The organism is Pseudomonas sp. CFBP 13719 (assembly GCF_014842095.1).
In the GTDB taxonomy this organism is placed as follows: Bacteria; Pseudomonadota; Gammaproteobacteria; order Pseudomonadales; family Pseudomonadaceae; genus Aquipseudomonas.
Genome location: NZ_JACYVB010000005.1, coordinates 136953 through 149713, shown reverse-complemented (window position 1 = coordinate 149713; position 12761 = coordinate 136953). Strand labels below are relative to the sequence as shown.

General features: G+C 62.0%; 12 protein-coding genes. 6 read left to right on the top strand and 6 right to left on the bottom strand.

Annotated elements, in window-relative coordinates:
• The first annotated feature begins 101 nt into the window (after positions 1-101).
• Positions 102-1766, top strand: coding sequence for an energy-dependent translational throttle protein EttA (ettA, locus tag IFT57_RS17115; protein ID WP_122475355.1), 1665 nt, complete (start codon positions 102-104; stop codon positions 1764-1766).
• 85 nt (positions 1767-1851) lie between these two features.
• Here the strand turns inward: ettA and IFT57_RS17110 are convergent, their stop codons facing one another.
• The 3 genes from IFT57_RS17110 to IFT57_RS17100 all read right to left on the bottom strand — a co-directional run bounded on the left by IFT57_RS17110 (position 1852) and on the right by IFT57_RS17100 (position 5005).
• On the bottom strand, positions 1852-2349 hold the full coding sequence (locus IFT57_RS17110) for a GreA/GreB family elongation factor (protein WP_122795398.1): 498 nt from the start codon (positions 2347-2349) through the stop codon (positions 1852-1854).
• A 245-nt stretch (positions 2350-2594) separates the two neighbouring features.
• The gene (locus tag IFT57_RS17105) at positions 2595-4448 is read right to left on the bottom strand and encodes an Lnb N-terminal periplasmic domain-containing protein (protein WP_192152134.1); all 1854 of its coding nucleotides are present in this window, start codon (positions 4446-4448) and stop codon (positions 2595-2597) included.
• Between the two features lie 68 nt (positions 4449-4516).
• Positions 4517-5005, bottom strand: coding sequence for a DUF3015 domain-containing protein (locus IFT57_RS17100; protein WP_043192793.1), 489 nt, complete (start codon positions 5003-5005; stop codon positions 4517-4519).
• A gap of 227 nt (positions 5006-5232) precedes the next feature.
• Between IFT57_RS17100 and IFT57_RS17095 the strand changes: the two genes are divergently transcribed.
• The 3 genes from IFT57_RS17095 to IFT57_RS17085 all read left to right on the top strand — a co-directional run bounded on the left by IFT57_RS17095 (position 5233) and on the right by IFT57_RS17085 (position 9118).
• Complete coding sequence (locus IFT57_RS17095) at positions 5233-7674, top strand: Lon protease family protein (RefSeq protein ID WP_192152133.1); 2442 nt, start codon at positions 5233-5235, stop codon at positions 7672-7674.
• Between the two features lie 196 nt (positions 7675-7870).
• Complete coding sequence (locus IFT57_RS17090) at positions 7871-8359, top strand: TIGR00645 family protein (protein WP_043192796.1); 489 nt, start codon at positions 7871-7873, stop codon at positions 8357-8359.
• Between the two features lie 141 nt (positions 8360-8500).
• Positions 8501-9118 carry an FKBP-type peptidyl-prolyl cis-trans isomerase gene (locus tag IFT57_RS17085; RefSeq protein ID WP_122475340.1) on the top strand — a complete coding sequence of 206 codons (618 nt, stop codon included), beginning with the start codon at positions 8501-8503 and terminating at the stop codon, positions 9116-9118.
• Positions 9119-9813: 695 nt separating this feature from the next.
• Here IFT57_RS17085 and IFT57_RS17080 read toward each other — a convergent pair.
• The 3 genes from IFT57_RS17080 to IFT57_RS17070 all read right to left on the bottom strand — a co-directional run bounded on the left by IFT57_RS17080 (position 9814) and on the right by IFT57_RS17070 (position 11737).
• Positions 9814-10056, bottom strand: coding sequence for a PA4570 family protein (locus IFT57_RS17080; RefSeq protein ID WP_122475338.1), 243 nt, complete (start codon positions 10054-10056; stop codon positions 9814-9816).
• A gap of 142 nt (positions 10057-10198) precedes the next feature.
• Entirely contained in the window at positions 10199-10540 is a 342-nt protein-coding gene (locus tag IFT57_RS17075) for a zinc ribbon domain-containing protein YjdM (protein WP_122475337.1), read from the bottom strand.
• A 228-nt stretch (positions 10541-10768) separates the two neighbouring features.
• Positions 10769-11737 carry a polyprenyl synthetase family protein gene (locus IFT57_RS17070; protein ID WP_122715108.1) on the bottom strand — a complete coding sequence of 323 codons (969 nt, stop codon included), beginning with the start codon at positions 11735-11737 and terminating at the stop codon, positions 10769-10771.
• A gap of 330 nt (positions 11738-12067) precedes the next feature.
• On the opposite strand from IFT57_RS17070, the gene rplU reads away from it, so the two are divergent.
• Both rplU and rpmA read left to right on the top strand, forming a co-directional pair.
• Positions 12068-12382: a 50S ribosomal protein L21 gene (gene rplU, locus IFT57_RS17065; protein ID WP_003176051.1), complete on the top strand. Its 315-nt coding sequence runs from the start codon at positions 12068-12070 to the stop codon at positions 12380-12382.
• A 34-nt stretch (positions 12383-12416) separates the two neighbouring features.
• Positions 12417-12674 carry a 50S ribosomal protein L27 gene (gene rpmA / locus IFT57_RS17060; protein WP_008371588.1) on the top strand — a complete coding sequence of 86 codons (258 nt, stop codon included), beginning with the start codon at positions 12417-12419 and terminating at the stop codon, positions 12672-12674.
• Positions 12675-12761: the final 87 nt, after the last annotated feature.

The window sequence follows — 12761 nt, the reverse complement described above, 5'->3', positions numbered from 1 at the left end:
GCTGGTTTGCCCTGACTCCCGCATTCCGGTAGCTTTGAACACCTTGCGGGGGCCCAAGCTTCCATCCTCTATCTCGCACCTTCTTTATCCAGGTTCATTCCATGGCTCAATACGTCTACACCATGCATCGGCTGAGCAAAGTCGTTCCGCCGAAGCGGGAAATCCTCAAGAACATCTCGCTGTCCTTTTTCCCCGGCGCCAAGATCGGCGTGCTCGGCCTGAACGGCTCGGGCAAATCCACGTTGTTGAAGATCATGGCCGGTGTCGACAAGGAATTCGACGGCGAAGCCCGCCCGATGCCCGAGCTCAACGTTGGCTACCTGCCTCAGGAGCCACAGCTCGATCCGACCAAGACCGTACGCGAAGTGGTCGAGGAAGCGGTCAGCGTGATCAAGGACGCCCAGGCCCGCCTGGACGAGGTCTACGCCGCCTACGCCGAACCGGACGCCGACTTCGACAAGCTGGCCGCCGAACAGGCCAAGCTCGAGTCCATCCTCCAGGCCAGCGACGGCCACAACCTGGAACGGCAACTGGAGGTTGCCGCCGACGCGCTGCGCCTGCCGGCCTGGGATGCCAAGATCGAGCACCTGTCCGGTGGTGAGAAACGCCGCGTGGCCCTGTGCCGCCTGCTGCTCTCGGCCCCTGACATGCTGCTGCTCGACGAACCGACCAACCACCTGGATGCCGATTCCGTCGCCTGGCTGGAGCACTTCCTGCACGACTTCCCCGGCACCGTGGTCGCCATCACCCACGACCGTTACTTCCTCGACAACGTCGCCGGCTGGATCCTGGAGCTCGACCGCGGCGCCGGCATTCCGTACGAAGGCAACTACTCGGGTTGGCTCGAAGCCAAGTCCGATCGCCTGGCTGCCGAATCCAAGCAACAGTCGGCTCACGAAAAAGCCATGAAAGAAGAACTGGAATGGGTGCGCAAAGGCGCCAAGGCCCGTCAGTCGAAATCCAAGGCCCGCCTGCAGCGTTTCGAAGAAATGCAGTCGCAGGAATTCCAGAAGCGTTCGGAAACCAACGAGATCTACATCCCGGCCGGTCCGCGCCTGGGTGACAAGGTCATCGAATTCAAGAACGTTACCAAGGGCTACGGTGACCGCGTGCTGATCGACAACCTGTCGTTCGCCATGCCCAAAGGCGCCATCGTTGGCGTGATTGGCGGCAACGGTGCCGGTAAATCCACCCTGTTCCGCATGCTCATGGGCAAGGAACAGCCGGATTCGGGCAGCATCGAAGTGGGCGAAACCGTGCAGCTGGCGTGCGTCGATCAAAGCCGCGACGACTTGGACGGCAGCAAGACCGTGTTCCAGCAGGTCTCCGACGGTTCGGACAATATCCGCATCGGCAACTATGAAATTCCGTCGCGCACCTACGTGGGCCGCTTCAACTTCAAGGGCGGCGATCAGCAGAAGTTCGTCAAGGACCTCTCCGGCGGTGAACGCGGTCGCCTGCACCTGGCGCTGACGCTGAAGGAGGGCGGTAACGTCCTGCTGCTCGACGAACCGTCCAACGACCTCGACGTGGAAACCCTGCGTTCGCTCGAAGAAGCCCTGCTGGACTTCCCCGGCGCGGCCATCGTGATCTCTCACGATCGCTGGTTCCTCGACCGCGTGGCCACGCACATCCTGGCCTACGAGGACGACTCCCAAGCCGTGTTCTTCGAAGGTAACTACACCGAGTACGAAGCCGATCGCAAAAAACGCCTGGGTGAAGCGGCTGCCCAGCCGCACCGGGTTCGCCACAAGAAGCTGGCATGAATGAAAAATGGGGCCCTCTTAGCAGGGCCCCATTTTTTTGTGCAGTGCAGGGGATGTAGGCTGGAGAACGGCGCCGGTGTGTCGCTCAAGGGCCCGTCTGGATACCTGTGACTTCCACGGTCAGGTCACCCGCAGGCCGACGCCATACACGCTCTTCACCCACCTCCGCACCCAGCAGCGCGCGACCCAGCGGCGAAGCCCAGTTGATCAAGCCAACGCCGGCGTCTGCCTGGTCCTCACCGACCAGACACACGCGCTGTTCGGCGCCCTGCTCGTCGGCAAAGGTCACCCAGCTGCCGATCTGTACCTTGGCAGTGGAGGTGACCGGTGCCACCACCTGGGCATGTTGCAGGCGGTGCTGGTAGTAGCGCATGTCCCGGCTCAGGTCGGCCACACGCTGACGGTCGGCACGCTCACCCATCGCCATTTGCTCGGCCTGCAGTATCTGCACTTCAGCGACCCGCGCCTGTAACTGGGCCAGGCCACTGGCGGTCACGTAGTTGGGCTGCGTACTGATCAGTCGCTCCACAGGTTGGCTCGCCTGCTCAGCGGCCTGGTCTTCATTCACGAATGCACGGCTCATGGTCTTCCTCCCTTGAGGGGCGGTACAACTCGCCCAGCTTGCTGTAGGGGAGCCGAGATGTACCAACCGGGAGGCTGTACGTGGATCGCGGTCAAGCCCTACTCCTACAAGAACGGATGCTTGTAAGAGATTGGGCCGCAAAACCGCATCAGAGTTGCATAAGCCGCTTTCGACCGGCTCAGCTGAATCGAGCAGGGCTGCAGGCCGCGAGATCGGTGAAGGTTGCAGCTGCGTTCATTGACCTATCAGTAGTGGTACCACTTCACCTCGAGCATGACCTCGTTGCGCGGCGAGCTCAAATGGCTGAACTCGCGCTGGGCGCTCAGGCGCAGTCCCAAGTTGCGGGAAACTTCCCACTGCTGATTCAGACTCAGGCTGCGGCGCACTTCGCCATTGGTGAAGTAGTCGCCCTTGCCCTCCAGGCTGAAATTACCCAGGGCGTTCTTCCACAGCACACCGCTGTTGAAACCCGCCGCCGGCGTGACGAACTGGGCAAAGTCGTTGTTGTGTTCCACCCGCGCCGTACCCAGGGCAAAACCCAGCAGGTGCTCGCTCAGCTGCCATGTACCGCCGGCACCGCCGTTGACGTGGGACACCAGATTCTCGTCGCCATGCTTGCCCAGCACCCGTTCCAGGCCACTGGTCACCTGCCAGGACAGGGGTTGCAACAGCTCGTTGCGCGGCGTCAGCGAACGGATCGTTGCCAGGTCCAACTGCTGCAATTGCCAGTCATTGCCTTCGTATTGACGCACTTTCAAGCCCAGGATCTCGATCTGCGCGCCCAGCGGAAAGCCCTCGGCGTTGTCGTTGAGGTCGTGATAGGCCATGCGCAGCCCATACTCGGCAAACGCGGTATCGCCGCGGGTACCCACCCCCGCGCTCCAGGTGCGTGACTGATGGCCATCCTCGGGCAAGCCCGGCCGGTCGATGTCCAGCGGTGGCGGGGGATTGCGGTTGATCGCGCGCAGCAACTGGAAACTGCGCTGGGTCCTTGCCGGATCGCGCTCCTGGCCGGTGGCCCGATAGCGCTCGAGGCGAAACGCGGCATCCTGGATCAGCGCCTGCCGTTCCTTGCCCAGCGCCTGAAAACCCTCACTGTCGATCTGCGCCGTGTCGGCAGCGATCCGCTGTACCCACTGCTGCTCGCTGCTGTCCAGCGGCTTGGCGCGTTCGAGCAGCTCGCGCTCGCGAGATGCGCGATAGTCGATCTTCTCGACCAGCCCGGCAGCCTTGACCGCCTTCACCGTGTCGGTGGGAATGGCAGTCAGGGGGAATTGCGATGTCAGGTCCAGGCCTGGCCTGGCCACCTGGAGCAGTTCGAGCAGACGGTACGAGCAGTTTTCATCGAAGAAGAAATAGTCGAACTGCACCTGCTTGAGTTCCCACACGTGCTCGACCATGCGCCCGGTTTCTTCTGGCGTGAGGTTGAGCCGGTACTCCCACAGATCGCGGTTTTCCAGGCTGCGGTATTCGGAAAGCTTTTCCTGGTAGGGCACCAGGGCGAACAGGCCGGGATAGCCGCCGGCCAGACCCTTCCAGGCATAGAGAATGCTGTTGTCACCGCCTTCGACATAGGCGCCGAAGTTGATTGCATAGCTGAGCAACGCAGTGTTGTTGCTTTGCACGTCGGCCTGATCGATGCGCAACAGGGTGTGCCCGAACATCGAAGAAGGACTGTTCAAATACGCCGCCGGGAAGATCAACACCGCACTGTGGGGCGCAACGTCCGAAAACCACTTGGTGAATTCGGCACACTCCACGTTCGGCAGGTCATTCAGACCCAGCTGTTGCCGCAACCAGCGGGTGCGCGCAGGAAACACACACTGCGCATGCTTGTCGCCGGTAGCCGCAGGTGCATAGATCGCCTGCAACGTAGCCTGCAGCTCGGCATCCGGATGGTGCGCGCCATCATCGGCGAGGAAGAATTTGCGGTCATCGACATAGCTGCGCCAGCCGCCGAGCTTGCCGCGCTCGTAGTGGCCGACGGAAATCCAGTAAGGATCGTTGGCCAACTGTTGCAGACGCTGAGCGTCTAGGTGCGGAGCGGCATGCAGCGGGGCGCACACACAGAGTGCCAGGAAGGCAAGGCGTTTGAGCATTGTCGGCAACTAGTTCGGCGAAATCGGAAGGGGGAGATGCCCGCTCCGAAAGGAGCGGGCGGTCGAGCTTAAGCCTGGGTGGCGTATTTGGCCAGACGTGGATCGTTTTTCAGGACCGCGATGGTGTTGCTGTGCACGTCTTCAGCGGTGCTGTCGGCGCTGCTGAAGATCTGCTGGAAGTGCTCGTGGGTAACCGACTGGAAGTAGGCACGGTCTTCGGGAGCGACGCCCAGAACCACGGCGTAAGTGGTCAGTGCTTCGCCTTGGCCCTTGGCCATGTCTTCGGACAGCTCGTCCATCATGCCATTCATGGCAATCCAGGATTTACCGCCATAGGTCAATGCAGCGTTGGTGGAGCAGCCGTTGGTGCCCGAGGTCATGCCGAAGGTGGCGTTGCCCGAGGTGCCGTTGGTGGTGGAAGCCAGGAAGTGCGCCGGAGTGCCGCGCTGGCCTTCGAACAACATGTTGCCCCAACCGCAATCCGGACCGCCGGGCGCTTGCGCCATGGCGTTGATCGAGACGGCGGCGAACAGAGTACCCAGCAGAATCCGTTTCATAGCGTTGTTCTCTTTTTTGATGTGCTTACCAAGGGTCTAAGTGCCTGGGGATCCAGGACGGGCCGGTTATTTGGCCAGCCGCGTAACTTGGAGTTTAGGCAAGCGTCGCAGTTCCGCACGAAATGAGTAACTTGCAGCCTTCAGCGTCCAGCCCCGCTGCAGCTTGCACCGTCGCCACAGAAGCGCCCAGAATGACCGCATCTGCCCCACCGAAGTAAGGATGCCCGATGCCCGATTCCGTAGCTGCCAGCCTGCGTCTTGCACCCGAGGCACTGACCCGCCCGTTTTCCGCTGAACAGTTCAACTTCACTACCACCAATGACCTGGAACCCTTCCGCGGCGTCCTGGGCCAGGAACGCGCCGTCGAGGCCTTGCAGTTCGGTGTCGCCATGCCACGCCCCGGTTACAACGTATTCGTCATGGGCGAGCCCGGCACCGGCCGCTTCTCGTTCGTCAAACGCTACCTGAAGGCCGAGGCCATGCGCCTGCAGACCCCGGCCGACTGGGTCTACGTGAACAACTTCGATGAGCCGCGCGAGCCCCGCGCCCTCGAACTGCCGCCCGGCAGCGCAGGGGCCTTCATCGGCGACATCGGAGTGCTCATCGACAACCTGCTGGCGACGTTTCCGGCGGTGTTCGAGCATCCGTCCTACCAGCAGCGCAAGAGCGCCATCGACCGTGCCTTCAATCAGCGCTACGACCGCGCACTGGATGTGATCGAAAAACTTTCGCTGGAAAAAGACATCGCGTTGTACCGCGACAGCAGCAACATCGCGTTCACCCCGATGCTCGACGGCAAGGCCCTGGATGAAGCCGAGTTCGCCCAATTGCCCGAGGCCGATCGCGAGCGCTTCCATACCGACATCTCCAATCTGGAAGAGCGCCTCAACGAGGAGCTGGCCAGCCTGCCGCAGTGGAAACGCGAGTCGAGCAACCAGTTGCGTCACCTCAACGAAGAAACCATCACCCTGGCCCTGCAGCCGTTGCTGGCGCCGCTCTCGGAAAAATACGCCGAGAACGCTGCAGTGTGCGGCTACCTGCAGGCCATTCAGGTCAATCTGCTCAAGACCGTGGTCGAACAGCTGGTCGATGACAGCAAGGCCGATGCCCAGGCCCGCAAGCTGCTGGAAGAGCAGTACAGCCCAAGCCTGGTGGTGGGTCATCATCAGAGCGGTGGCGCGCCGGTGGTGTTCGAACCACACCCGACCTACGACAACCTGTTCGGCCGCATCGAGTACAGCACCGATCAGGGCGCGCTCTACACCACCTACAAACAGTTGCGCCCCGGCGCCCTGCACCGGGCCAACGGTGGCTTCCTGATCCTGGAAGCCGAAAAGATGCTGAGCGAGCCCTTCGTCTGGGACGCGCTCAAGCGCGCCTTGCAGTCGCGCAAGCTGAAGATGGAATCGCCATTGGGCGAGTTCGGCCGGTTGGCCACCGTCACGCTCACGCCGCAGATGATTCCCCTGCAAGTCAAAGTCATCATCATCGGTGCTCGCCAGTTGTACTACGCGCTGCAGGATCACGATCCCGACTTCCAGGAGATGTTCCGCGTACTGGTGGACTTCGACGAAGACATCCCCATGGTCGACGAGAGCCTGGAGCAGTTCGCCCAACTGCTGAAGACGCGCACCTCGGAGGAGGGCATGGCGCCGTTGACCGGTGACGCCGTCGCGCGTCTGGCCACCTACAGTGCGCGTCTGGCGGAAAATCAGGGGCGGCTGTCGGCACGCATCGGCGATTTGTTCCAGCTGGTCAGCGAGGCGGATTTCATCCGTCACCTGGCCAACGAAGAGCGTACCGACGCCGGCCACATCGAGCGTGCGCTCAAGGCCAAGGCCACGCGCACCGGCCGGGTCTCGGCGCGCATCCTCGACGACATGCTGGCGGGCATCATCCTGATCGACACCAGCGGCGCCGCGGTCGGCAAGTGCAACGGCCTGACGGTGCTGGAAGTGGGCGACTCGGCGTTCGGCGTGCCGGCGCGCATCTCGGCCACGGTGTATCCGGGCGGCAGCGGCATCGTCGACATCGAACGCGAGGTCAACCTGGGTCAGCCGATCCACTCCAAGGGGGTGATGATTCTCACCGGTTATCTGGGCAGCCGCTATGCACAGGAATTTCCCCTGGCCATTTCCGCCAGCATCGCCCTGGAGCAATCCTACGGATACGTGGATGGCGACAGTGCGTCGCTGGGCGAGGCCTGCACCTTGATCTCGGCGCTCTCGAAAATGCCGCTCAAGCAGTGCTTCGCGATCACCGGTTCCATCAACCAGTTCGGCGAAGTCCAGGCGGTAGGCGGAGTCAACGAGAAGATCGAGGGTTTCTTCCGCCTGTGCGAGGCCCGCGGCCTGACCGGCGAGCAGGGCGCGATTATTCCGCAGGCCAACGTCGCAACCTTGATGCTCGACGAAAAGGTCCTGCAGGCGGTACGTGACGGCAAGTTCCATGTCTATGCCGTACGCCAGGCGGACGAGGCGCTGAGCCTGCTGGCGGGCGAGCCAGCCGGCGAGCCCGACGAGAACGGCGCGTTTCCCGAGGGCAGCATCAATGCCCGCGTCGTGGAGCGACTGCGGGTGATCGCTGAAATGATCAGCGAGGAAGACCTCAAGGAAGCCGAGAAAGAGCACGCGCTGGAAGAACTGGTCGAGGTCCGGCCAACGGTGTAGGTGCTCGCGGGGCCACCCAGCGCGGGTCGGCCCCTCTGCGGCGTCGTGCAGGTGTCACCCGGCCAGGGGGGGCGCCATCAATTGCAGGAAACTGACCTCTGCGAGCGGCATGCGGCTGCGACACACCGTCGCACGTCGTGCTTTGCCATGGCCGTGGCTATAATCGTCGCCAATTTCCACCACCCTGTGAGCCTCAATGGAACGCTTCATCGAAAAAACCATGTACGCCTCGCGCTGGTTGCTGGCGCCGATCTACGTTGGACTGTCCTTGGGTCTGCTGGCGCTGGCGCTGAAATTCTTCCAGGAAATCTTTCACGTCCTGCCCAACATCTTCGCCATGGCCGAATCGGAAGTGATTCTGGTGCTGCTTTCGCTCATCGACATGGCGCTGGTTGGCGGCCTTCTGGTGATGGTGATGATTTCCGGCTATGAAAACTTCGTGTCGCAACTGGACATCGAAGAAGGCGTCGAGAAGCTCAGCTGGCTGGGCAAGATGGACTCCTCTTCCCTGAAGATGAAAGTCGCCGCGTCGATCGTGGCCATTTCGTCCATCCATTTGCTGCGTGTGTTCATGGATGCCAAGAACATCGAGCCGCAGTACCTCATGTGGTACGTGATCATCCACATGACCTTCGTCATTTCGGCGTTCGCCATGGGCTACCTGGACAAACTGACCAAGCACTGATTGCACCTGTGGCACGGGCGCATACGGCCCGGCCTGCTGAAGTACGGGCCTGCAGTGTGCTAGTCTGCTGGCCCTTTTATCCGGGCGCGCCCTTCATCCCCGCATGAAGATTGCGGCGCGGCCCCGCAGCGGAGCAGTGTTATGTCCGAAGTACAATTGTCGACCGACGAAACCCGCGTCAGCTATGGCATTGGCCGTCAACTGGGCGGCCAACTGCGCGACAATCCACCACCTGGCGTCAGTCTGGAAGCCATCCTGGTCGGCCTGACCGATGCATTCCGTGGCCATGAAAGCCGTGTGAGCGAAGAAGAGCTGAACGCCAGCTTCAAGGTGATCCGCGACATCATGCAGGCCGAGCAGCAGGCCAAGGCCGAAGCTGCGGCCGGCGAAGGCAAGGCGTACCTGGCTGAAAATGCCAAGCGTGCCGAAATCACCACCACCGCCAGCGGTCTGCAGTACGAAGTGCTGAGCACAGGCGAAGGCAGCAAGCCGGCCGGTGACAGCACCGTGCGCGTTCACTACCACGGCACCCTGACCGATGGCACCGTGTTCGACAGCTCCTACAACCGTGGCGAGCCGGCCGAATTCCCGGTCAACGGCGTGATCGCTGGCTGGACCGAAGCCCTGCAATTGATGCCTGCCGGCAGCAAGTGGCGTGTCCACGTACCAAGCGAACTGGCCTACGGCGCCCAAGGCGTTGGCAGCATTCCGCCGCACAGCGTGCTGGTGTTCGACGTGGAATTGCTCGAAGTCCTGTAACCCGCCAGTGGAAACGCGATCCCTGTAGCAGCGGCGCAAGCCGCGTCCGGCCTATCCGCGTATCTCCAGATACACCGCACCCACCGCCGACGCGGCTTGCGCCGCTGCTACAGGTGGCCGGTATCTACCGCCGACGCGGCTCGCGCCGCTGCTACAGGTGGCCGGCATCTACCGCCGACGCGGCTTGCGCCGCTGCTGCAGGTGTCCGGCATCCACTGCCGACGCGGCTTGCGCCGCTGCTACAGGTGCCCTGCATCTACCGCCGACGCGGCTTGCGCCGCTGGTACAGGTGCCCCGCATCTACCGCCGACGCGGCTTGCGCCGCTGGTACAGATGCATCGCATCTACCGCCGACGCGGCTTGCGCCGCTGCTACAGGTGCCCGGCATCTGCCGCCGACGCGGCTTGCGCCGCTGCTACAGGTGGCCGGCATCTACCGCTGACGCGGCTTGCGCCGCTGCTACAGGTGCACTGTATCTACCGCTGACGCGGCTTGCGCCGCTGCTACAGGTGCACTGTATCTACCGCTGACGCGGCTTGCGCCGCTGCTACAGGTGCACTGTATCTACCGCCGACGCGGCTTGCGCCGCTGCTACAGGTGCACTGTATCTACCGCCGACGCGGCTTGCGCCGCTGCTACGGACGCTGCAATCCTGTAGCAGCGGCGCGAGCCGCGTCCGGCTTCAGCGCGGTGTATCAGTGCAACTCCCCCATGGGCCGCAGTGCCCTTGCGTAGCAGAACAGGAAGAGGTTGCGCACCACCTCCTTGAGCACTCCAGGTTCGCTCGAACTCAAGCCATGCAGGTCGAGGTCGCCCTGGTCGCGCAGCTCATCCAGAGCATCCTCGCCAAGCACCGCACAGACTTCGCCTGTCTCGCGATGCAGGATGCGCAGGTAGGGATGTGGGCGGTCCAGCCAGGCGTCGATCAGATAGGTCATGGGAATTCTCCTTGAGGGCATTCAATGAGAATAATTCTTATTCATATAATAGCAAGCGACTATTTGCCTTGCGCAGGCATTGCACCTGTGGAAGTCAGGCCGGGCGCCTTGTGAGGGCCCGGACCGCTGGTCGGGCGATGCCTCAGACCTTGCGCACGAACTCGGACTTGAGCTTCATCGCGCCGATGCCGTCGATCTTGCAGTCGATGTCATGGTCGCCATCACACAGGCGGATGTTCTTGACCTTGGTGCCGACCTTGACCACCAGCGAAGAGCCTTTGACCTTGAGGTCCTTGATTACAGTAACGGTATCGCCGTCGGCCAAGGCATTGCCCACCGAATCCTTGATCGTCAAAGCATCGCCGTCGGCACTTTCGTCGCTCGTGGCCGACCATTCATGGCTGCATTCGGGACAGATCAGCTGAGTGCCGTCTTCGTAGGTGTATTCGCTGTTGCATTTGGGGCAGGGCGGCAGCGTGCTCACGAGATTCCTCGGGGGTGGTGAATAAAGGCGCGCAGTATATAGGGTTTTTGCCGCAAGAGCCCATCGGCGCCGAGCTGCCATGCCAGCTGCGCCTTCATCGGGAGTATGGTTGTCTGGAAGCAGGGCTTCTGTGGCAGCCGGCGTTGCCCGCAAGAGCCCACCGCTAACCCACCGTAGAATCAGACCCTTGTGGGAGCGGGCTCTGCCCGCGAATGGCCCACCACCGAATCAGTGCGTACGCGCTACCGCAAATTCACTCAGCTCGACCAGGGCATCCCGGTACTGGCTGGCAGGCAGTGCCTCCAGCTGAGCAATGGCCTTGGCCACATAATCGCGTGCCAGCTGCGCGGTGTAATCCAGCGCGCCGCAATCCTCGACCGCAACACGGATACGTTCCAGATCCTCGATCCCGCCTTTCTGGATCGCCTGGCGGACCAGCGCTGCCTGCTCGGCGGTGCCTTCACGCATGGTGTAGATCAGCGGCAAGGTCGGCTTGCCCTCGGCCAGGTCGTCACCCACGTTCTTGCCCAGGGTTTCGGCGTCGCCGCGATAGTCGAGCAGATCGTCGACCAGCTGGAAAGCAACGCCCAAATGATCGCCGAACGTGCGCAGTGCTTCACACTGTTCGGGGCTGGCACCGGTGAGAGCCGCGGCGCTGTGTGCCGAGGCCTCGAAGAGCATCGCGGTCTTGCCGCGGATCACTTCCATGTAGATTTCTTCGGTGGTGCTGGCGTCCCGCACCTTGGACAGCTGCAACACTTCGCCTTCGGCAATGATGCGCGTGGCGTGCGAGAGGATCTTCATCACTGACATCGAACCCAGCTCGACCATCATTTCGAACGAGCGCGAATAGAGGAAGTCGCCCACCAGCACGCTTGGAGCGTTGCCCCACTTGGCATTGGCGGTGGACCGACCACGGCGCATGCCGGACATGTCGACCACGTCGTCATGCAGCAGGGTCGAGGTGTGCAACAGCTCGATGGTGGCTGCCAGCAGACGCAGGTCGTCGCTTTGATGGCCCAATGCTTTGCCGGCGAGGAGCACCAGCAGCGGCCGCAGGCGCTTGCCCCCAGAGGAGGTGATGTAGTCGCTGATCGTCGATACCAACGGCACGCGCGAGGTCAGCTGCTGCTTGATGATCCCGTCGACGGCGCTGAAATCGTCCGCCACCGCGCGGTAGAAAGCTTGGGGTTGCATCAGCGAGAGTCGCTCCAGAAGGGTTGCGCGGCATGCTAGGACGCGGGTCGGGGTGTGTCAAGGCGCGTCCATGGCCCTGCGCGCCCGTGTGCAGGGCCGGCACGGCCCGGTATGGCCCGTGAAAGGCGTTCTGCCAGGTCCGCCACGCCGATGAGGCGACTGGCGGCCTCTTGTCAGAGGTTCGCCGCTTGCGTACAATCGCGCACCCTGAACTTCCTGGGCAGCACCTGCCTTACGCAATTGCATTTGGGGCGTTCCAACCCATGCAGCCATGCCAGCCGACACTCTACTTATAAAGAGCTGGGTGAGCAGGATTATCGGAGAAATACCATGTCGTACGCAGTAATCGTTACCGGTGGCAAGCAATACAAGGTCGCCCCAGGTGAATACCTGAAGATCGAGAAACTGGAAATCGCCACCGGCGAATCCGTTACCTTTGATCGCGTTCTGTTGGTCGCCAATGGCGACGACGTGAACATCGGCGCTCCAGTGGTTGCCGGCGCTACCGTTGTGGCTGAAGTGATTTCCCAAGGTCGTCACGATAAGGTCCGCATCATCAAGTTCCGTCGTCGTAAGCACCACATGAAGCGCATGGGCCACCGCCAGTGGTACACCGAGATCAAAATCACCGGTATTCAGGCTTAATTTCAGCCTAATTCCTCACTAGGAGAATTGACTCATGGCACACAAAAAAGCTGGTGGTAGTACCCGTAACGGTCGCGACTCAGAAGCCAAACGCCTTGGCGTGAAGATGTATGGCGGCCAGGCTATCATCCCAGGCAACATCATCGTGCGTCAGCGCGGCACCCAGTTCCACGCCGGCTACGGCGTTGGCATGGGCAAGGATCACACCCTGTTCGCGAAAGTCGCAGGCGTGATCAAGTTCGAAGTAAAGGGCGCCTTCGGTCGTCGTTACGTGAGCGTTGTCGCAGCTTAATCGCGACGTCGCTGGAGAAGCCCTGTCTTGCGACGGGGCTTTTTCGTTTTTGGAGTGAGTCTCTTGCAAAGGTTTGCATGGGCTGTC

Bases quoted from the DNA above. Each gene is read 5' to 3' on its own strand.
- ettA (WP_122475355.1), top strand. From the start codon at position 102: ATGGCTCAATACGTCTACACCATGCATCGGCTGAGCAAAGTCGTTCCG.
- IFT57_RS17110 (WP_122795398.1), bottom strand. From the start codon at position 2,349: ATGAGCCGTGCATTCGTGAATGAAGACCAGGCCGCTGAGCAGGCGAGC.
- IFT57_RS17105 (WP_192152134.1), bottom strand. From the start codon at position 4,448: ATGCTCAAACGCCTTGCCTTCCTGGCACTCTGTGTGTGCGCCCCGCTG.
- IFT57_RS17100 (WP_043192793.1), bottom strand. From the start codon at position 5,005: ATGAAACGGATTCTGCTGGGTACTCTGTTCGCCGCCGTCTCGATCAAC.
- IFT57_RS17095 (WP_192152133.1), top strand. From the start codon at position 5,233: ATGCCCGATTCCGTAGCTGCCAGCCTGCGTCTTGCACCCGAGGCACTG.
- IFT57_RS17090 (WP_043192796.1), top strand. From the start codon at position 7,871: ATGGAACGCTTCATCGAAAAAACCATGTACGCCTCGCGCTGGTTGCTG.
- IFT57_RS17085 (WP_122475340.1), top strand. From the start codon at position 8,501: ATGTCCGAAGTACAATTGTCGACCGACGAAACCCGCGTCAGCTATGGC.
- IFT57_RS17080 (WP_122475338.1), bottom strand. From the start codon at position 10,056: ATGACCTATCTGATCGACGCCTGGCTGGACCGCCCACATCCCTACCTG.
- IFT57_RS17070 (WP_122715108.1), bottom strand. From the start codon at position 11,737: ATGCAACCCCAAGCTTTCTACCGCGCGGTGGCGGACGATTTCAGCGCC.
- rplU (WP_003176051.1), top strand. From the start codon at position 12,068: ATGTCGTACGCAGTAATCGTTACCGGTGGCAAGCAATACAAGGTCGCC.
- rpmA (WP_008371588.1), top strand. From the start codon at position 12,417: ATGGCACACAAAAAAGCTGGTGGTAGTACCCGTAACGGTCGCGACTCA.